Annotated in this window: 16 protein-coding genes and 1 pseudogene; 13 read left to right on the top strand and 4 right to left on the bottom strand. The window is 42.6% G+C overall.

Annotation, left to right across the window (positions count from 1 at the left end; all coding sequences use genetic code 11):
• Positions 1 to 428 precede the first annotated feature (428 nt).
• From UQ64_RS15195 to UQ64_RS15160, 8 genes are all read left to right on the top strand, one after another.
• Positions 429 to 2,267, top strand: coding sequence for a cache domain-containing sensor histidine kinase (locus UQ64_RS15195; RefSeq protein ID WP_060624305.1), 1,839 nt, complete (start codon positions 429 to 431; stop codon positions 2,265 to 2,267).
• On the top strand, positions 2,245 to 3,855 hold the full coding sequence (locus UQ64_RS15190; RefSeq protein WP_060624304.1) for a response regulator transcription factor: 1,611 nt from the start codon (positions 2,245 to 2,247) through the stop codon (positions 3,853 to 3,855). Before UQ64_RS15195 ends, UQ64_RS15190 begins: the two co-directional genes overlap by 23 nt.
• 239 nt (positions 3,856 to 4,094) lie before the next feature.
• On the top strand, positions 4,095 to 5,477 hold the full coding sequence (locus UQ64_RS15185) for an extracellular solute-binding protein (protein ID WP_060624303.1): 1,383 nt from the start codon (positions 4,095 to 4,097) through the stop codon (positions 5,475 to 5,477).
• A gap of 67 nt (positions 5,478 to 5,544) precedes the next feature.
• Complete coding sequence (locus UQ64_RS15180) at positions 5,545 to 6,435, top strand: carbohydrate ABC transporter permease (RefSeq protein ID WP_060624302.1); 891 nt, start codon at positions 5,545 to 5,547, stop codon at positions 6,433 to 6,435.
• A gap of 16 nt (positions 6,436 to 6,451) precedes the next feature.
• Positions 6,452 to 7,366 carry a carbohydrate ABC transporter permease gene (locus UQ64_RS15175; protein WP_245238003.1) on the top strand — a complete coding sequence of 305 codons (915 nt, stop codon included), beginning with the start codon at positions 6,452 to 6,454 and terminating at the stop codon, positions 7,364 to 7,366.
• A gap of 18 nt (positions 7,367 to 7,384) precedes the next feature.
• Positions 7,385 to 8,701 (top strand): FAD-dependent oxidoreductase, encoded by a 1,317-nt coding sequence (locus tag UQ64_RS15170; protein ID WP_060624301.1) that lies wholly within the window; start codon positions 7,385 to 7,387, stop codon positions 8,699 to 8,701.
• A gap of 293 nt (positions 8,702 to 8,994) precedes the next feature.
• Positions 8,995 to 9,543: a methylenetetrahydrofolate reductase gene (locus UQ64_RS15165; RefSeq protein WP_245238001.1), complete on the top strand. Its 549-nt coding sequence runs from the start codon at positions 8,995 to 8,997 to the stop codon at positions 9,541 to 9,543.
• Positions 9,544 to 9,869: 326 nt separating this feature from the next.
• Positions 9,870 to 11,858 (top strand): elongation factor G, encoded by a 1,989-nt coding sequence (locus tag UQ64_RS15160; RefSeq protein WP_060624300.1) that lies wholly within the window; start codon positions 9,870 to 9,872, stop codon positions 11,856 to 11,858.
• A gap of 11 nt (positions 11,859 to 11,869) precedes the next feature.
• On the opposite strand, the gene UQ64_RS15155 is transcribed toward UQ64_RS15160, so the two are convergent.
• Positions 11,870 to 12,208, bottom strand: a complete 339-nt coding sequence (locus tag UQ64_RS15155) for a winged helix-turn-helix transcriptional regulator (protein ID WP_060624299.1) — start codon at positions 12,206 to 12,208, stop codon at positions 11,870 to 11,872.
• Positions 12,209 to 12,356: 148 nt separating this feature from the next.
• Here UQ64_RS15155 and UQ64_RS15150 point away from each other — a divergent pair, with 148 nt between their 5' ends.
• The 3 genes from UQ64_RS15150 (at position 12,357) to UQ64_RS15140 (ending at position 14,985) form a co-directional block, all read left to right on the top strand.
• On the top strand, positions 12,357 to 13,268 hold the full coding sequence (locus tag UQ64_RS15150) for a DsbA family oxidoreductase (RefSeq protein WP_060624298.1): 912 nt from the start codon (positions 12,357 to 12,359) through the stop codon (positions 13,266 to 13,268).
• A 410-nt stretch (positions 13,269 to 13,678) separates the two neighbouring features.
• Positions 13,679 to 14,314 (top strand): serine/threonine-protein kinase, encoded by a 636-nt coding sequence (locus UQ64_RS15145; RefSeq protein ID WP_060624297.1) that lies wholly within the window; start codon positions 13,679 to 13,681, stop codon positions 14,312 to 14,314.
• A gap of 188 nt (positions 14,315 to 14,502) precedes the next feature.
• Positions 14,503 to 14,985 (top strand): DinB family protein, encoded by a 483-nt coding sequence (locus UQ64_RS15140; protein WP_060624296.1) that lies wholly within the window; start codon positions 14,503 to 14,505, stop codon positions 14,983 to 14,985.
• 166 nt (positions 14,986 to 15,151) lie between these two features.
• On the opposite strand, the gene UQ64_RS32170 is transcribed toward UQ64_RS15140, so the two are convergent.
• Both UQ64_RS32170 and UQ64_RS32165 read right to left on the bottom strand, forming a co-directional pair.
• Complete coding sequence (locus tag UQ64_RS32170) at positions 15,152 to 15,565, bottom strand: helix-turn-helix domain-containing protein (protein ID WP_060624295.1); 414 nt, start codon at positions 15,563 to 15,565, stop codon at positions 15,152 to 15,154.
• A 47-nt stretch (positions 15,566 to 15,612) separates the two neighbouring features.
• A complete protein-coding gene (locus UQ64_RS32165) occupies positions 15,613 to 16,131 on the bottom strand; it encodes a CdaR family protein (protein ID WP_156417571.1) in 519 nt (172 codons plus the stop codon).
• A gap of 348 nt (positions 16,132 to 16,479) precedes the next feature.
• On the opposite strand from UQ64_RS32165, the pseudogene UQ64_RS32695 reads away from it, so the two are divergent.
• Positions 16,480 to 16,977, top strand: a pseudogene (locus UQ64_RS32695) (DUF2264 C-terminal domain-containing protein).
• 365 nt (positions 16,978 to 17,342) lie between these two features.
• On the top strand, positions 17,343 to 18,797 hold the full coding sequence (gene cls / locus UQ64_RS15115; RefSeq protein WP_060624291.1) for a cardiolipin synthase: 1,455 nt from the start codon (positions 17,343 to 17,345) through the stop codon (positions 18,795 to 18,797).
• Between the two features lie 170 nt (positions 18,798 to 18,967).
• Here cls and UQ64_RS15110 read toward each other — a convergent pair.
• Positions 18,968 to 20,128, bottom strand: a 1,161-nt coding sequence (locus UQ64_RS15110; RefSeq protein WP_209445808.1) for an ATP-binding cassette domain-containing protein, incomplete at its 5' end; no start/stop codon positions are given.

Below are 20,128 nucleotides of genomic sequence, written 5' to 3'. Positions count from 1 at the left end.
ATGCAGCATTGAAAGTGTTTCAACAACTAAGTTGGAAATTGAAGCATCCATACAGCTTGCTAAAGATGTAAAGGCATTTCTAGATAAAAAGCTGTTGAGTCTAGAAAGTAGATGATTTATTGTTTAGCGCTATAAGCTGCTTCCGGTTCACTACCGGATGCAGCTTATTTAGTTATGGGCACAGATACACTTGCCGATCTACGTCTGGATTTAAGGGAGTTTAGTGATAGGTGTTTTTTATAAATTGCATGAAACGTGATGGTTTCTGGACGAGAGGATCATCGCGGCACATTTCAAGCGCAATACTAACTATTGACTCAGATTTAAGCATTGTGAATAATGCGAGAATAATCTAGACTGTACGCAAGACAATCTAATATCAGCGCTTATGAATCTAACACTTGGTGGAAAGGGGCGAACGAGCGCTAATGAGAAAATATTGGTTTCGAAGTTTGGGTACCCGGTTGTATCTGTGGGTCATTCTATGTATTATTTTTCCGGTAGTTGGGATGTTCATTTATAGTTTCTGGACATTCGAGGGAATCATTAAAGAAGAAGTCAGCCAGCGGAGCATCGAGAGTATTACGGGAATCGAAAATGAAATCAATAATATATTCGACAATCTAGTCAGAGCATCGAACGTATTGAGCAATAATGACAGCATTCTCCGAGTACTAAAGGATGAGAACCGGTCTTACTATGAACGTTCCACCGATATTGGCAAAGCGATTGATAACGTGATTGAGAGTAACAGTGTATTGAGTCAAGCCAAGATTACAATTTTCGACAATCGTATGGACGTTTATTCCAATTGGTCTTTGAATTTCAACGATTATCGTTTCCTCTATCAGGAAGATTGGGTACAGCAGGCAGTCAACAACAACGGACACCTCGTGTGGCGCTTGCTTGAGCCGTCATTCATTAATGAAGAAAAAAACAGGAACAAGAACTATATCTCCCTGGCTCGGGTCATTAAGGGTTTCGGCAACGGGGAGGACAAATCGGGTGTTCTGATCATCAGCTTAAGCGAAGAAGTGTTTATACGGATATTCCAAAAAAATAAATATATTAGCAATAAAGATGACATCGTCATTGTAACTAATGATAGCAAAAAAATGATTATGTCTCTTGATCCGAGGGGGATCAGCAACAGTCAAGAAGTAAGCAAACTGATGCATGAAATCTCCGATGAAGAGCGTGGATATAAACTGCGAGAAGTAGAAGGTAAACGGTATTTGGTCAATTATTACACGATTTCCCGAGTACCTTGGACTTTCGAAAATGGCGAGTGGAAGGTGACGGTATTCACTCTGTATGACAAAATCATCAAGGAGTTGAAAACGTTTACTTCTAAGGTTGAGTTGTTTTTTGGACTATTTATTGTGGCAGTGTTAGTCATATTGGGAGTGCTTACGGTTCAAATCGTGAAACCGATCAGAAAGTTAAATAAGAGAATGATGAAATTCAATCCTTCACATGAGCTTACCCGATGGGAGATTGGTCGTAAGGATGAAATTGGGCATCTGAATCTAGCCTTTCAAAATATGGCGGAAAACATTAAAGAACTGTTCGTGAAGCTTGAAACTGAGCATATTATCCGGGAGAAGTATCGTTTCGAATCGCTACGAGCCCAGCTCAACCCGCATTTTCTTTTCAATTCGCTGAATACGATCCGGTGGATGGCCATTCTTCGCAAAGCGGACAACATCGTAGAGAATGTCGATGCCTTGGTCAATTTGATGAGTTATAGTATGAGCAGAAGCAGCGAATTCGTAGCGCTTCGGGAGGAAATTGAACATATCCGCAGTTATGTACATATCCAAAATAGCCGATATGGGGGAAAGATTGAGCTTGAAGTCGAAGTAGATTCCGTTATGATGGAAATGCAAATTATACGGTTCATACTGCAACCTGCTGTTGAAAATGCGATCATTCATGGCTATAAGGATGCGAACCGTCAAGGCACTATCTTGGTGAAGGCGATCCCGGAGCAAAACAATCTGGCATTATATGTGATGGATGACGGTGTAGGAATTGAACAGGACAGACTATCGTCGATTCTAGTTGAGGAACAGGTGAAGCAAGGTAACGAAAGGAAGATTTCTGGAATCGGTCTGAAGATCGTCAATGAAAGATTGAAGATGTCATATGGGCATAAATACGGTGTATGGATTGAGAGTGAAGTAGGAAAGGGCACGGTTGTCAAATTCCTGCTTCCCATGGTACAGGAGGAGGTTTCGGAACATGATGAAGGTGTTGTTGGTTGAAGACGAGATCCTCGTTCGCGTAGGAATTAAGTCCATTGTCGATTGGGAAGAGCATGGGTATACGGTGATCGGGGAAGCTTCGAATGGAGCGGAAGCCTTGGAGAAGATCAAGGACAATGTTCCAGATCTTGTGATGACCGATCTGGTGATGGACACCATGAACGGGTTTGAATTAATCAAGGTGCTGCGACAGGATTATCCAGCCATTCGGATCATTGTGTTAAGTTGCCATAACGACTTTCAAAATGTGAAGGAAGCGATGCGGCTTGGGGCAAGCGACTACTTGTTTAAATTAACGATTATGCCCGATGAGCTTATCCAAACTCTCGACACGGTTAGGAATCAGATGGGCATAATGAAAATAGCCGCAAGCTCCACGAGAGATCAGATCGTACATCAAAATCTAAGCACCATTAAGAGCAAAGTCATTCATGCTGCCATTGAGAAGAGTTACGTCAGCGCGGCAGAATGCAACAAGGAACTCAAGCAGCTTGGAGTAAAGGTAGATCTGGAGTTGGACTATATTTTGGTCTACATAAGTGTGGACGAGTTTTATCTGGCCAATGTGAACAGTCGGATTAAGGAGCGGGAATTGCTGAAGTTCTCCATGTTGAATTTCATAGCCGAAGCGTTCGAACGTATCGAGTCCTCTGAAGTGTTCGAATATGACGGGGGAGATTGCCTGGTTATCGTCAATACTGAAGGATTAGAACATGTGACTATTCTGGAGACGTTCATCATGCTACGCGAATATATGCAACGTTACCTGGGAATCAGCGTGTCCGGCAGCCTCAGCTTGAATCATAGAGGGATACGTGATTTGCAAGAAGCTCACCAAGAAGCAATTACCGCGTTAGAAGCCCGATTCTATTCGGGAGGCGGGAGCCTTTATGATTACCGGGAAAGATTGGATATTTCGGCTGACAGCAGTATTGACTTTCCAGAAAATTTGAATTGCTTATTATTGGACAACTGGCTGGAACAAATTGCGATAGAGAAGGTAAAGTCGTTCCTTGCGGAGTATTTTGATTTTATGGAATCCTGCCAACGCGTTTCCCGGCATCGCGTTCGCAACCGTCTACTGGAAGTGCTGGTTCCCTTCCTCACAGCCGCCAGAAAGCGTGGGGTCGACTTGGAAAATATGAAATACGACGGGGGTTTCACCGCACAGCAAGTCATTGCCAAATATGAAAGCCTCAAGTTGATCCGAACCTGGTTTATGCAGTTTGCCGACGACTTTATGGAAGAATGTCGCAGGAAGGGGCAAACCAGGGGCAGAGCAGAGATCGTTAAAGTCAAAGACTACGTGAATAATCATTTAAGCAGCAGTGACATTAGCGTCTCGACCGCAGCAGTCCTGGTCAATATGAGCGAGAGCTATTTCTCTCACCTGTTCAAGAAGGAAACGGGGAGCAGTTTCGTCGATTATGTCAATTCGATGAGAATCAATAAGGCTAAAGAACTGCTACTGCATACTGATATGAAAATATTCGAAATCGCGTCGAAAGTTGGTGTTGAGAATACAAATTACTTCAGCATGCTGTTTAAGAAGCTGACGGGAATTTCACCTTCAGAGTTCAGACAGTGAGGAGCAGGCTTGCCACATAGGCGAGCCTGCTCCTACTTTATTTCGAAGAATTTTGTAGAGTGATCGAAGAATTTTGATGAACGTCGATGCGACACTTGATAGCATCCGGGTCCGATGAATTAAAGACGATAGAATATTGATGAAAGTCCATCGTTCTGTTGATCCCCATTTCATCTTGCTTCACCTATAGTAAACATGTAACACATTAAGAAAAGATAGATATCCAAGGAGGGGAATTTATGAAAGCAAAGAGATTAGGCTTGATGGTATTGTCAGCTTTATTGACGGTAATGGTGTTTGCCGGATGTAGTAAGAGTAATTCAATGGGCACTACAGCTCCCAGCGAGGCTTCGCAAGATACAAACACGGGGAAATCTGATAGCAAACAGTCCGTTAAACTGAAAATGTGGGGGGCTGTCCCACCGGAAGCCGGACCACAAGCTGTCATGGATAATTTTAATAAGGCGTTTGCAGATCAGGGCATCAGCATAGAATATGAACGGTACGTCAATGATGATCAAGGCAATATGAAGTTGGAAACGAATCTTCTGGCAGGTAACGACATCGATATTTATGTCTCCTACACGCTGGATGGGTTGAAGAAGAGAGCTTCGGGCCAAATGGCGCTGGATTTAACACCTTATCTGGAACAGGACAAAATCGACCTAGCAGATAGCTTCGGCGGTGCCATGGCGACTTCTTACAACATTGACGGAAAGAGCTATGCGATTCCGACCAAATTCGACCAGTTTGGGATCGTTTTAAACAAAGATATGTTCGATGCTGCCGGTATCCCTATACCGACGGAATGGACAATGGATGAATTCCGTGAGATCGCTAAGAAATTGACCCATGGTGAGGGTCAGGAGAAAGTTTACGGGATGTTCTTCAACACGCAGCAGGATATATTCTCCTCTTTGAATTACTTTTCTGTGCAAGTATTGGGCGGCGACGTATTCTACAAGCCGGGTGGCAAGGAAACCAACTTCACGGACCCTACGATCGTGAAATCAACCCGCACCGTTGCGGATATGATGAACGTGGACAAAAGCGCTCCTACTCACGTGGATAGCGTGACCCAAAAGTTAACCCAGGAAGGGATGTTTCTAAGCGGTAAATCCGCTATGACGATCGGACCTTGGATGATCCGCAGCATCAAGGATAAGGTCAACTTTCCGCATACCTTTGTAACGGCATTCGCACCTTATCCTACACCAGAGAAGAAGGCGAATATGTTTACGCAAGGCGGTTTGGGCGATTTGGTTTCGATTAATCCGAAGTCCAAAAACACAGATGCGGCATGGACATTCCTGAAATGGTATGCAACGGAAGGTATGTTGCCTCTGTCTCAAGGCGGAAGAGTTCCGGCATACAAGCAATTCGATAAGGATAGCATTCTCCAAGCATTCATCAGCGGTGCGGAAGATATTCTCGATGCCCAAACGACGAAAGTGGTATTAATCGAGCCAAAAACCAACTATGCGGTTCCTTCAATCTCCAATAAACTTCCTGAAATCAGGAAAGTATTGGGTGAAGAGCTGGAAAAAATCTATCTTGCGAACAAAACAACTGAAACCGGGCTTGCAGATGCGAAGAAGCGCGCAGACGAATTACTGAAGTGAAATTGATAGATTAGAAGGAGTGCGGGTTGCCTGTACTGCACTCCTTTAATAAGGAGGTACAGATCCGTTGAAGATAAGCAGACAGTTAAAAACGGATATCGTTGGATATACCTTTATCGCGCCGAATTTAATCGGATTTCTAATATTTACGTTGTTCCCTGTCGCATTTTCCGTTGTCATCAGCTTTACCGATTGGGATTACACACAAGGTTTTAACAGTATGACCTTTAACTGGGGCAAAAATTTCGTAGAGATGTGGAAGGACGAATGGTTTGTTGCTTCGTTGATCAATACATTCTACTATTCTTTCGCAGTCGTTCCGGCAACGGTTTTCATTGCCCTCGTCCTAGCCGTGGTGATCGATAAGTATGTCATCGGTAAGACGCCTGTTCGACTCGCAATGTTCATGCCTTACATTTCTAATATCGTAGCATTATCGATTGTCTGGGTCATGATGTACTCTCCTTACGGACCGATCACTCAATTTGTTCAATCGTTGGGAGTCGAGAACCCGCCCAAATGGTTAGGCGATTTCAATTGGGCGATGCCGGCCATCATCGTGATGTCGATCTGGGCAGGTGTTGGATACTGTATCATGATTTACACTTCTGCCATCCAGTCGTTGCCAACTGAACAATACGAAGCCGCAGAGATCGATGGCGCCAGCGAAGTCCAGAAATTTTTCAAAATTACAATTCCTATGCTTTCGCCTACGACGTTCTTCTTGGTCATTACGACTTTCATCGCCTCTTTCCAGGTTTTTGGTCAGATAATGATTATGACCAGAGGTGGTCCTGGGACGTCTACCAGTGTGCTCGTCCATTACGTATATACGACTGCATTCTCCTTCTATCGAATGGGCTATGCCGCGGCGATTTCTTGGATTCTATTTATCGTTTTATTTATTATTACGATCATTCAGTGGCAAGGTCAGAAAAAGTGGGTTAGCTACACCTAGGCAGGGAGGAAATCTTATGGATACAAACCAGCAGATCCTATCGAAGCGAGGGCAACCGAGCAGATTCCCTGCTATGAATAGGAAAAAAACGAAAACAATTACCTTGAAGATCATATTTACGTTACTAGTTGGTATTCTGGCGTTCACGATGATCGTTCCGTTCTTGTGGATGTTATCGGCATCATTTAAAATTTCGGCAGATGTGTTAAAGCTCCCGACAGATTGGATTCCAAACTATTTGAATCTCGATAATTTCAAAGTCGTGTGGAATATTGGCGATTCAGCACCAAGAGATTATCACTTCGCACTCAGTTTCTTCAACTCTTTGAAAGTGTCGACCATCAACATGGTGTTCGGAGTGCTTACTAGCTCGTTGGCTGGATATGCATTCGCGAAGATTCGGTTCAGAGGGGCTAACATCGTCTTTCTCTTGTATTTATCGACGATGATGATTCCTTCACAGGTAACGTTGATTCCTAAGTTTGTATTATTCGATAAGCTTGACATGATGGGAACGCACTTGACTTTGATTTTACCCGGGATCGTAACGATTACAGGAACGTTCCTCATGAGGCAATTTTTCATGCAAATCCCGAACGAATTAATTGAAGCGGCGCATATTGACGGTGCAGGAGAGTTCAGGACCTGGGGGCAGATCGTCTTGCCTATCGCGAAACCGTCGATGGCGTCTCTCGCAATGATCGTGTTCTTGTGGAGTTGGAACAACTATCTCGATGCGCTTGTGTTTCTAAGGGATTGGCGAACCTATACGATACCGGTGGCGCTGAATAACTTTATTGACGAGAGCATAACGGAATACAATTTGGTCATGGCAGCGTCCGTATCCGCCTTATTTCCGGTATTCATCGTCTTCTTGGTAGGGCAGAGATTTTTCGTCAAAGGTTTAACGGCAGGAGCGGTAAAGGGATAAAACGAGGAGGGTATTCTAATGACAAAATATTATTTGGAGCCGGCTAAATCAATTCCGGTTAAGCACGAAGTCGATGTGCTCGTGATAGGGGGCGGTCCAGCAGGTTTCTCTGCAGCCGTGAATGCAGCCCGAAGAGGTGCCAAGACGATGCTCATTGAGCAGTCCGGCAGTGTGGGTGGTGTAGCTACTTCGGGGCTCATGAGCCACTGGACTGGAGAGACGAAGGGAGGATTTTACGAGGAAATATTAAGTCGTAGTGAATATATGGAAGAAGGCCCTAGCATGGGAGGACATGGTACATTCCGGCAAGTCATAAATCACGAACGCCTAAAGACCGTTATGCTGCAAATGCTAGAGGAAGCCGGTGTCATTGTGCAACTCTATACGTTCGCGAGCGCTCCGATTTTGGAAGACAAGACGATAACCGGTGTTATTACGGAAAGTAAATCCGGACGGGAATCCATTATGGCGGCCATTGTCATTGACGCCTCCGGAGATGGGGATATCGCAGCCGGAGCAGGTGCTCCTCACTATCTTGGACGTGAATATGACGGCAAAATGCAACCGATGACTATCATGTTACAGGTGGCAGGTGTTGATACTTCTCAAGTACGTTACGTGCATGGTTTTGAGGAAACCTATGATCTTCCGGGTGGAGATATCCAGACCCTGGGGAGGCAACATATTCCATATCCAGCCGGCCACGTGCTGATCTATCCGTCGCCGCTTCCAGGTATCGTTACGCTCAATATGACGAACAGCATTAAAGTGAACGGTACTAAAGCAGAGGATTTAACCCGCGCAACCGTAACATGTAGAAATCAGATTGAGCCGATTATCCAATTTCTAAGAGAGTTTGTACCGGGATTTGAGAATTGTTTCGTAATTAATTCCTCTGCGCAAATCGGCGTTCGGGAGACTCGTCACTTCATTGGTGAACAGACATTAAATGAACAAGATATTATGGTGGCCAGAGTTTTCGATGATTGGGCCGTGGCCAACGTGCATTTTAACTTTGACGTGCACAACCTATCCGGAGCGGGATTGGACGAGACTGGGGAGCAAAAGCATTTCAAACAAAAAAAAGGTTATACGATTCCTTACGGATGCTTCGTTCCTGCTGAAGTGGACAATCTTCTGTTGGCTGGTCGGAATATTTCTGGCACCCACATGGCCCATTCCAGCTTCCGGGTAATGCCAATCTGTGCGAATATGGGGCAATCGGTGGGTATTGCTGCGGCACTGTGCAAAGAGAAGGGCTGCAAACCCCGTAGCTTGGATGTAAAGTTGTTGCAAGAAGAACTGATCAAACTGGGGGTAAAGCCGGACGAATAAAGTAAACGACAATTCTATTTTTCTTCTTAAATTAATATGCCTCTTTTTTGCACATGACCTAGTGAGCAAAGATGAGGCATGATTTTTTGTTGTTTTTACAGAATATGCAGACATAAGTTGCAAATTCTTAATTAATGCATATTATTTAATTTATTATTTTCTGAATTAATTTACTAGTAAAGAAAAGGAGGAGAACGGAGTTTATTTTTGGGGCCTTTGGAGAACTCTTAGTCGAAAGTGAAGACAGATTCTCCGTGTATGTGGGCGCTTCGTCAAGTAAGCAAGAGGTGAAATTGAATTTACCAGATGCTTATAAGCTAAGCAAACAGTTAAATAGTAATTTGAATTTTGGAGGAGTTGTCATTCCTGAAAGACATATAAAAAAGAATGATGAGCATATACGGGTTGTCGAAAAGATTAACAATGGATGCAACTTTTTTATCACTCAGGCAACTTATAATGTAGAGGCATCAAAGAATTTATTGTCTGATTTATATTATTACTATACAAATCAGGGTTTTGAAATGGTTCCTATTTTATTTAATCTTGCACCATGTGGCACAGCGAAAACATTACAATTTATGAAATGGTTGGGGATCAGTATCCCGGGATGGTTAGAAAACGAGTTGAAATACTCGAACGACATTTTGGATAAATCAATTCAGCTATCTCAAAAAATATTTGAAGAACTATTTGAGTTCGGGCTGGAGAAGGGAATTCCAATCGGATGCAGCATTGAAAGTGTTTCAACAACTAAGTTGGAAATTGAAGCATCCATACAGCTTGCTAAAGATGTAAAGGCATTTCTAGATAAAAAGCTGTTGATTCTAGAAAGTAGATGATTTATTGTTTTAAGGAGATTAGAAATATTAACGTTATCGCATTGAATAAACTACTAATGAAGAGCTTTCATTGAGCCGGTAATCCTTTCTGTTAAGGGTTACCGGTTTTTTATAAGTTAATAGGGACATGATCATCATCTCAATAGCTTGTCTAGTGCCTTTCTTGCATTATTGTAGCTAAAACCTTCATCGAGGATGGTTATGTCATTGGATAATAGGGATCTTCGGGCGCTACCGCATGCTGTCGATGTTGAGAGATTCTGTACAAGCTACTAGATTTCGGCTACGATTCTTATATAACAATTGACTGAATGGATGGTAGAAATATGTATTGTAAAGGGTCAGAAGCATCACCAATCACCATTGGACTGCTAGCACATGTTGATGCCGGCAAAACCACCTTCGCAGAGCAGCTCCTATACCATGCTTCCGGAATTAAGACTCGGGGGAGAGTCGATCATCAGGATGCTTTTTTGGATAGTCATGAGATGGAGCGGGCACGGGGGATAACGATCTTTGCTGACCAGGCGGTGATGAAATATAACGAACAATCGTATCAGCTTATTGACACACCGGGGCATGTAGATTTCTCAGCTGAGATGGAGCGCGCTTTACAGGTCATGGATTATGCGGTAGTCATCTTAAGTGCTGTGGAGGGCATTGAAGGGCATACCGAGACGGTCTGGCAATTGCTACAGGAATATGGCATACCCACTTTTATATTTATTAACAAAATAGATCGTACCGGTGCTGACGTTCAGCGTGTGCTTGAAGCGTTAAGGCAGCAATTTTCGCCAGATATGTTGTATTTGGCAAAAGGTATAGATGAGAGTATGTTGCCTGAAGAGGTCATCACCGCCGTTGCTGAGCGAGATGAAGCCTTGATGGAAGCATATCTCGAAGATAACATTGATCCTAGGCAGGTATTGGCTACGCTGAAACAACTAGTTAAAGAGCGGGGGATTTTTCCCGTTATGAGTGGAGCAGCTCTATTGGATCAGGGGATTGCAGATTGGATGCAGAAGATGCAACTACTAATGGAATCGACTTATGAAGTAAACGCATCATTCGGGGCACGAGTATATAAGGTGCGTCACGAGCCGCAAGGCACGCGACTTACTTTTATGAAGATATTAGCTGGCAAATTACGGGTACGGGAGGATCTCTGCTATAGCACTTCAGAACATGAGGAGTTAAACCAGAAAATCACTTCCATTCGTGTCTATCATGGGGTGAAATATACTACATGCGATGAAGCTTCCGCAGGACAGCTTGTTGCAGTTACGGGTCTAACTGATGCAGCAATTGGACTGTGCATAGGCAATTATTCAGATCGAGTAGAATCCCGTCTTGTGTCAGCATTGAAATCCAAAGTTGTATTTGATTTAGGGATATCGTCCAGAGAAGTGCTGCGCTATTTCATGATCCTGCAAGCTGAAGACCCTACGCTGCATGTGACATGGGAGGAAAAGCTGGAGGAGATTCATGTTGATGTGATGGGGATGATCCAGCTTGAGGTACTTCAGCAGGTGGTGTTAGATCGTTTCCACCTCAAGGTAACGTTCTCTAAGCCAGAGATATTATACAAAGAAACAATTGCAGAGACTGTGATTGGCTGTGGACATTTTGAACCTCTTAAGCATTATGCAGAGGTGCATCTCCGGCTTGCGCCTGCGAAACGTGGTGAGGGAATTACATATCGCAGTACATGCCATGTGGAGCAGCTCAGCACAGGGTACCAGCATCTCGTCGGTCAGCATTTACTTGAAAAGGACCATCGTGGAGTTCTTACCGGCTCTCCCGTCACCGATCTGTATATAACGCTTTTAACCGGGGCAGCGCATCAGAAGCACACTCATGGCGGTGACTTTCGGGAGGCGGCACTGCGGGCACTGCGGCAGGGATTGGAGCAAGCGAACAAGATTCTACTGGAACCCTATTATCAATTCAAAATCAAAGTCGATGCAGAGCTTATCGGACGCGTAATGTCTGATATACAGCTGGCCCATGGTGAATTTGACCCGCCAGAAATGCTAGGTGAATCGATGTTTATTCAGGGACGTGCGCCTGTCGCGACGTTCATGCATTATGCAGTAGAGCTTGCTTCATTCACGAAGGGCAAGGGGGCTATCTCAATGAAGTTAGGCGGTTATCAGCCATGTCATAACCCAGAGCAGGTCATCGGAAGGATTGGATACGACCGCAGCGCTGATCCTGAGTACACCTCCAGCTCTATGTTCTGTGCAAAGGGAGCGGGATATAGCGTTCCTTGGGATGAAGCGCCTTCGTATATGCATTTGGAGATTCAGGAATAGGAGTGCGCAGTCTAAGAATTATCCTTCACCCCAATATTTCTTTGTCCCCATTCAACAATGGATTCAATTAAAGGCACTAATTCTCTCCCAGATGAAGTCAGAGAATATTCAACTCGCGGTGGCACTTCGTTATATTGCTCCCGATGAATTATTCCATATTCTATAAGATCCCTCAGTGAGTTGGTTAATGTACTTCCTGTTATACCGTGCAGTCTTCTTTTTAACTCGTTATAGCGTATGTTGTCGTTCTCACTAAGAATGGCTAGGATCGGGAGGTTCCACTTACCGCTGATAACATTGAACGCAAAGGATGCAGGACATAATTGGTCAAGTTTAAATTCGTATTTCATATAGAACTCCCATCCAATAGTATTATTGAAGATACTTAGTATTAAAAATAAACGTACTTGTTTGAATTTGTGCAGGTATTATAATACTACCATACAAAGAACTTCAACAAGAGGTCCCTTTGATTCTCCAGCGAAAGGTGATTTATATATGAATAATAATAATATGATGTGTGACCTTAAAACCGGTGTCTGTGGGCCTGGGGATGAAGAGAAAATGGAAATGATCGACTTTAATCAACTGTCCAAAAAAATTACGCTGTACTACGCAACAGATCCGATCTGTTCCCACTGTTGGGCGCTTGAGCCGATACTCAATCGTTTCATTCTGCAGTTTGGTCAATATTTTAATGTGAAGACGATTATGGGTGGCTTGCTTTCTAGCTGGAATGGTTTTGCAGATGTCTCCAATGGCATTCAACAGCCTGCAGATGTTGCGGAGCATTGGAGAGAAGTCGGTTTACATTCACGTATGCCTATCGATGGTTCTTTGTGGAAAAACAATCCGATTCTTTCTTCGTACCCGCCATCTAGAGTTTACAAGGTTATACAAAATACATATCCGGGTAAAGAAAATGAGTTTTTGCGTCGGGCAAGAGAAGCTGTATTCGCCTTCAATCAGAATATCGGAGAGGAGCAAACATTAGTTGATATAGTCAACAACATTGGGCTAAATGGCGAAGAAATAGTGGCGGATGCTGCTCTTGAATCGGCACAAGATTTGTTAGAGCAGGATTTTGAGCTAGCAGGCAGACTTGGTGTACGTGGTTTTCCAACCATTATCATGGTGAATGAAGAAAATAAAGGTGTTAAAATTGTGGGGGCACGATCATTAGAAGCCTATGTCGACGGACTTCAACAAGTTTACAATGGAGATGTAAAAGCTGAAAATGTTCCATTTCTCTCTGAACTTATCAAGGAAGGAAACATTTTGTTCTCCAAGGAAATTGAAGTATTGTATGATATTGAATCTAGTGATATAGAGTCATTTATTGCCTCGGAAATGATAGAGGGGTCATACAGTATTAAGTGTGTTTTAGGTGAATCATACGTCGTATCTTAATCATAATGAAAGAAGCCAGTAAGCCAGAGGTAACTTTGGACTTACTGGCTTCTTTCAAGTTAAATTCATTTTTAAATTTCTGTTTGATGTAATTATCTAAGTATCTACGAATTCTAATACATTATTATGAACTCACTATTAACTCAATAGAAAACTAATATTCTTTAGGCTGCAAAAGAATGGCTCCTGTATTTTGGCGGGAGTCATCTTTTTTTTCTTGATAATATGGTTCGTACCCCGTTCCTATTCGTATGTTAATTTATACACAAGAGCCCGAAAGGAATAGCCTAGAAGAATCGGACAGCAGAGGCTATTCGGTTCTTCTGGTCATAAATTAGCTGATTCTAGTATTTTGGCGTAAACTAGGAGGATAGAACCAATATTTGAGCTGAGCTGCGGGGTGAGCAGGAATGGAGAAGTTGCTGGAATGGATAACGGATGAATTGCTGACAAAGGCAACGATAGAGAGTATTGATCCGAAGGAACCTGTGAAGGTCCGCAGCGTACCGAAGCCCTGGAAGGTACTCGGAACGGGGAATTATGCCGCCGTATTCTATCATCCGGAAGCTCCTGATTATGCAGTGAAGGTATACGCCCCGGGAAGGCCGGGCCTCACGGAAGAAGCTGAGGTATATCGCCGCCTCGGTCGTCATCCTGCATTCTCCGAATGTTATTACAGCGGTCCTGACTTTCTGGTCTTAAAACGGCTTAGGGGAGTCACTTTCTATGACTCTATGAAACGGGGAATTTTTATCACCGAGCAGGCCATAGAGGATATTGACAGCGCACTTGATTATGCCCGGTCCATGGGTCTGCACCCGCATGATGTCCACGCCAAGAATGTAATGATTCGTAATACCCACGGCCTGATCGTTGATATATCCGATTTCCTGAAGGAAGAGGATTGCAGTATGTGGGAGGATTACAAGACGGCGTATTACCGCCTGTACCGGCCGGTTGCCTCCCGCTGGAGGTTTCCAGTTCCCCGTCTGGTTCTGGAGACGGTACGCAGAGGTTACCGGTTGTGGCGGAGATGGAGGGAATAGGATGCTAACAAATTCAAAAAAGTGGTAGTCTGAGTCTTGTATCTCCGGATCAGTATAAGAATTTCGTGGATCGTTTAGTATTTCAGTTCAAATTTTATAGACTATTTGTAACAGGCCCTGTGACAGGTTATAATTTAATTGGTATGACTAAGCAATCGTTGCTTAACGACTAATAAAGGGGATTTCAAATGTACAGAACAGTTCAAGATTTTCTAGGAGAATGGGCTAGCGCTTCTGCAGGGACAATTCGCGTTCTTGAATCACTTACCGATGACAAATTAGATCAGGTAATTGTTGAAGGTCACAACTCATTGGGATGGTTAGGTTGGCATTTGGCAACCTGTCCGATGTTCTTTGGTGGTCAGGTAGGGTTAACACTTACTCCAGTAGGCAATCCAAAGGAAGTTCCGGTTCATGCGGCTGTGATTGTTGAAGCGTATAAGAATATTGCGGCTAATATTGCTTCTGAGGTAGAGAAATTAACGGACGAGCAAATGGTTGAGAGTGTTCAGACCTTTGCTGGATTAATACCTCGTGGTGCGATGCTTAGATCGCTTATAGATCACCAGACACATCATCGTGGTCAAATGACTGTTCTCTTACGTCAAGCAGGTCTTCGTGTACCTGGCTTAATTGGTCCTACTAGAGAAGAACAAGCTCAAATGAAATAGTTACTGGTGTTTGTCCCTAGTGATAGCATACTGAATAGGGAAGGCACTACGAAAAAAATCTCGTTTCCTAGACATTTGTCTTGAAAACGAGATTTTTTGTTGTCAGAAGAAGCCCTGTTTATTATTGCTATAGAATGAGCTGCTTTTTGGAGTACGACGATCACTATTAGCCTGCTTCAATTTGTTGCATATATTCTCTGGGAGAGATCCCCGTCACTTTCTTGAAGACCTTACTGAAATAGAAGGCACTTTCATAACCGAGTTTTTGTGAAATTTCGTAAATACGCCCTTCTCCGCGTACCATCATTTCCTTGGCGGCAGTGATTTTGGTCTCCGTGATATATTCTACATAATTGACCTTGGCGACTTTGGAGAACAGATGGCTCAAATAGTTGGGACTGAAATTGAAGACATCTGCCACTTGATTCAGTGAAAGCTTAGTGCCGAGATTTCTTTTGATGTATTCCTGAACATTTTTGACGATTTGTTCTTTATAGCTTTGTCTTCGAGTAGAGAGAATTTCTGAGCAGCCGTCACGGAACTGAATCAACCAGCACGCGATTTCTTCAATCGTATGCATTTGATAGATGGCCCGGTAACCTTCTGGCTCATTCTCAAAAATATGCTCTACAATATTTTCTCCATCCGCAAGAAGGAAGTGACCATATACAGAATATTGCAGGCCGCATCGGTGGCGGTGACCACCAAGTCGGGTCGGTCTTCGAAGATTTCGATCATTTTAGAGATGATGGTGTATAAAGCAAGGGTATCTAGTTCTTCAAAAGCACGGCGAATCTCCGAACGGGATTCAGAGAAATCAAACAACGGATGCTCCAGCTCCAGTGATTCACCCTCAGCGAAGAAAACAAAAGAGCGTTCTTTCACGGCAATTGGTAATACCTTTCGGGCTGCCAGGTAGCTCTCCCGCAGCAAATAAGGTTCCTCGACCGAAAACCCTATGGCACCAATAATTGTTACATTGAAATAGTTATGTAGTACGGATGCCATGTCAGTAAATTGCTTCTCAATGTCAGACATCCAGTGATGGGGATCGACTCCGGGGACAGGCAGAGCAACGGCAAAATTGTGCAAGTCAAGACTAGTTACATAGCAGGGCTGTATAGAAGTAAGTATGTCCTTTGCCATTTGTACTGTGCTTGAGCATAAGGCAACCAGCTTATCTCCTGGGTGGGACAGCGTCCGGGCCCAGAATGCGGCAGGTGCAGACCAAGTAGGCAGGCTCGGAAAAATCTAACGCCAAATCCTCTTTCTGCAGGAGATACTGGTTCTTATTCTCGAACAGGTTATTGAACAGACGATTGAAGAATTTATCACGCTGCGGCTGAAGGTTGCCGCGGTGAACAAGCTTAGGGTAGCTTTCCATCGTCTGGTAGCTCTCTAGAAAGGAAATGGCCTTTCGGATGGATTCGGCCAGTGCTTCCGGAGTGACTCCAGCTTTACCAGATAATCTGTGGCTTGCACCTGTTCGATTCTATGCTTGCGCTGAGCGAGCGAGGAGATAACTTATATCGGGTACGGCGCCAGAATATAGAGTCTGAAATTATGGACAACGCCCTTCGCTCCGTCTGGAAACCGTGGGCTGATGTCAAGGTCCAGACCTGGGTTATCGCCGGACTTCCTTGGTATATTCGGATTCATCGGGTCGAAACTGGAAGGTCATTGGATACCGCGGAGGGCGGATTCGCACTTGGCTAAGAGAATGAAGTGATATCTAAGATCGATAGTTCTGGCGCGATAGCCTCCACAGCTTGGGGAACCTGCGGAATCAAGGACCTGCTAGGTTGTCGGAAGGGCGAGTTGGTCTGGCCGAACGCCAATACGAACCTGCTTCGCCCTCGGACGGTGCTGCCGATGTTTACGACCACCCTTAAGCCAGAAATTCATTGGTTAGCTTCGGCCGTATATGGTTCTCCCTCAGAGGGGGCTTGGGATTATCAGGCTGATCAAGCTGATGAGATCCTCAAGCATTAACCTGAGCAAGATTTGAAAGTTAAGTTCCGCGAGGAAACGGTAACCATTGTCACTCATACAGGGAGAGAAATCGTCCTGAATTTACAATAAGTTATTTGAATATTTCTCACGTTAATTGAAAAGTCACAACTGCAGCTCTAATGCAGAATTACTGCATTAGGGCTATTTTTCATGTGAATTTTTATGATCTCATCTTTTAATTACTGAGTTGTTTATCAAATGTTTTCTTAGATGGACAATTATGCTATAGTACTCTATCTAGTCATTTACAGAAGTATTGATTCAGCAGGCGATAGATAAACTGACTTTTGGCAAAACTAGAAATATCGAAATCTGTAGAAAGATAAGAAAGGCAGGAGCTTCTTATGGACAACGGCAGTCTGGTCACGTGGATACTTTCATTTGTTATGATTATAAACATTTTGCTCTCAGCTGGTTTTTTGTTTTTTGAGAGGAGAGATATTGGTTATACGTGGGCGTGGTTTATGGTTTTTTATTTCATTCCCATTTTGGGCTTTATTATTTATCTCTTTCTTGGTCGTAACTTAGCAAAGAAAAATTTCTTTGGACTTTCCGTTGAAGAAAGGAAATATCTACAATCCGCTGTAGATCATCAATTAGCCAGATTGACGGATCAACGCGAGGATCAAAACCCTTTGCTCACGAAATATGCTGACTTGATCCATATGAATCTTGTTTCATCCAATGCGCTAATGACAACAGATAACGAGATATCTATTTTCAACGATGGTAATCAAAAATTCGACTCTTTGTTTGATGACATAAGAAATGCCAAGAAAGAAGTTAACATTCAATATTACATAATCCAGCCCGATGCCTTAGGGACAAAATTAAGAGATGAATTAACCATAAAAGCCAAAGAAGGCGTAAAAGTGAGGGTTCTCTACGACGAAATCGGCTCCAAGAGACTTTCTCTTAAGTTTTTTAAAGAATTACTCTCTGCTGGTGGAGAAGTGGAGGTGTTCTTTCCGTCACTGCTTAGACCGATAAATTTCCGGATGAATAATCGAAATCATAGAAAATTATGTATTATTGATGGGGAAATTGCTTATATTGGTGGATTTAATGTGGGAAATGAATACTTAGGGATAGATAAAAAGTTTGGCTATTGGCGGGATACACATTTTAGAATGAAGGGCGGCTCCGTTAATCAAATTCAAGGTAGGTTTCTTCTGGATTGGAAACATGCCCGGAAACATGAGCAGGTAAGCTTCGATCAATTTTCCTTTACTACTGGAGGTCATGTCGGATCAAGCCCCGCTCAAATTGTGTCTAGTGGTCCTAACTCGCTAGTTGAGCATCTGAAAAATATGTATATTAAGCTGATCTTGAATGCCAAACGGAGTGTGTATATTCAGACGCCATACTTCATTCCAGATAGCAGTTTTATGGATGCATGTAAAATTGCACTACTATCCGGTGTGGATGTACGGATTATGATTCCAAATAAGCCTGACCACCCTTTTGTATACTGGGCAACTTGGGCGTATGCAGGTGAATTATTGAATTATGGAGCGAAAATTCTGTTATATGAAAATGGTTTTTTGCATGCCAAGACGATTGTGGTAGATGAAGAAGTAGCGTCCGTAGGGACAATGAATATTGATTCCCGGAGCTTTAGACTTAATTTCGAAGTTAATGCAATTGTGTATGATGAGAAAGTTGCTAAACAGCTTCAAGAATTGTTTCATGAAGATAGCCAGTTAAGTACAGAGCTTACCCCTGAACGCTATAAAGAAAGGTCCATAATTATCAAATTAAAAGAGGGGGTTTCTCGTCTTTTTTCGTCTATCCTCTGAATACACAGACCCTATACTCCGTACAAAAGGCGAGCTGTGGACTTGTAAATTCACAGTTCGCCACGGCACATGGATTCTACTATGCTTCACACGACACCCTGTTTTGATTTCATGCACTTAAGATTGTATGTGCGACTATGATCTCAAGTTTATCTAGCTATATCAAGTGTTTATTGGGAGATTTGAGCTGCGAAAGATGAGTTAATAACTTTTGAAATACGAATCTGACTATCATAACCTTTAAATTCAGTTACAGTTTCAAGTGCATCATCTACAGAATGGTGAGCTACTGTTAGGACAATAGAGTTTCGTGCCAGTTCGTGCAAAATTTCCGTTACAAGATATTGATTTTCTTTATCGAGCGAGGAAGAAATTTCATCGCACAGATAAATATCCGCTTTTTTTAATATTGCCCTCGCTATACAAATTCTCTGCTTCTGACCTTCTGACAACAAAACTCCCTGCGCACCGATTTTTGTTTGATACGACTGGGGTAAATGAAGAATAGTCTCATGTATATTTAACCGAATACAAACTGAATAAATCTCTTCTTGAGTTACTTCTTCAGTTAATAGAGTGAGGTTTTCCATAATTGAAGCTGAAAACAAATGGCTCTCTTGGAGGATGTAGCATATCCTTTCACGATATAATTGAAGATTGAGGGTAGACATTTCTTGGTTGTTAACCGAAACTTCCCCATCATAATCTGTGTATAGCCCAGCAACAATATTTAGCAATGTTGTTTTACCTGAACCGCTTTTACCAGTGATATAATACATCCCATTTTCATTTAAAAGTAAAGAAAGATTTGAAAATGTATAATCCAGACTTTTTTGATGTTGGAAATATAAATTATCCATTTGTAAACTATGAATTTGAGTAATTGGAATACCTCCTGATTTTTCCGACTCTCTTTCTAGGCTGTTTGTGATTTCATCTAACCGTTGAAGTGAAACCATTACTTCCTGTAACTCTGAATTTAAATGGGATATTCTCATCAATGAATTAGTTAATGTAGTCGAATAAGAATTAAATGTTACTAGACTCCCAATACTTAAATGCCCAGCAATAATTTTAGATACCCCTAAAATTATTATTCCGATGTAGGAAGAATAGTTAATGAATTGAGACAGTGTAGTGCTAAATATATTTAATCTGCCCTTACGAATACCTATCTTATATAACGATTGGTTAAGATTCATATATTTAAATGACTGTTTATCCTCAGATCCGGTTACTTTTATTAATTTAAAATTGTTTAAGCATTCTTGAATAAAAGTAAAGTATGAATCTAAATTAGTCTTTAATTGAATTTCTTCTTTTTTAATCTT

Source organism: Paenibacillus etheri, from assembly GCF_001012825.1.
GTDB classification, from domain to species: domain Bacteria; phylum Bacillota; class Bacilli; order Paenibacillales; family Paenibacillaceae; genus Paenibacillus_AQ; species Paenibacillus_AQ etheri.
This window is presented reverse-complemented; position numbering and strand designations above follow the sequence as displayed.

Bases quoted from the DNA above. Each gene is read 5' to 3' on its own strand.
- UQ64_RS15195 (WP_060624305.1), top strand. From the start codon at position 429: ATGAGAAAATATTGGTTTCGAAGTTTGGGTACCCGGTTGTATCTGTGG.
- UQ64_RS15190 (WP_060624304.1), top strand. From the start codon at position 2,245: ATGATGAAGGTGTTGTTGGTTGAAGACGAGATCCTCGTTCGCGTAGGA.
- UQ64_RS15185 (WP_060624303.1), top strand. From the start codon at position 4,095: ATGAAAGCAAAGAGATTAGGCTTGATGGTATTGTCAGCTTTATTGACG.
- UQ64_RS15175 (WP_245238003.1), top strand. From the start codon at position 6,452: ATGGATACAAACCAGCAGATCCTATCGAAGCGAGGGCAACCGAGCAGA.
- UQ64_RS15170 (WP_060624301.1), top strand. From the start codon at position 7,385: ATGACAAAATATTATTTGGAGCCGGCTAAATCAATTCCGGTTAAGCAC.
- UQ64_RS15160 (WP_060624300.1), top strand. From the start codon at position 9,870: ATGTATTGTAAAGGGTCAGAAGCATCACCAATCACCATTGGACTGCTA.
- UQ64_RS15155 (WP_060624299.1), bottom strand. From the start codon at position 12,208: ATGAAATACGAATTTAAACTTGACCAATTATGTCCTGCATCCTTTGCG.
- UQ64_RS15150 (WP_060624298.1), top strand. From the start codon at position 12,357: ATGAATAATAATAATATGATGTGTGACCTTAAAACCGGTGTCTGTGGG.
- UQ64_RS15145 (WP_060624297.1), top strand. From the start codon at position 13,679: ATGGAGAAGTTGCTGGAATGGATAACGGATGAATTGCTGACAAAGGCA.
- UQ64_RS15140 (WP_060624296.1), top strand. From the start codon at position 14,503: ATGTACAGAACAGTTCAAGATTTTCTAGGAGAATGGGCTAGCGCTTCT.
- UQ64_RS32170 (WP_060624295.1), bottom strand. From the start codon at position 15,565: ATGCATACGATTGAAGAAATCGCGTGCTGGTTGATTCAGTTCCGTGAC.
- UQ64_RS32165 (WP_156417571.1), bottom strand. From the start codon at position 16,131: ATGGCAAAGGACATACTTACTTCTATACAGCCCTGCTATGTAACTAGT.
- cls (WP_060624291.1), top strand. From the start codon at position 17,343: ATGGACAACGGCAGTCTGGTCACGTGGATACTTTCATTTGTTATGATT.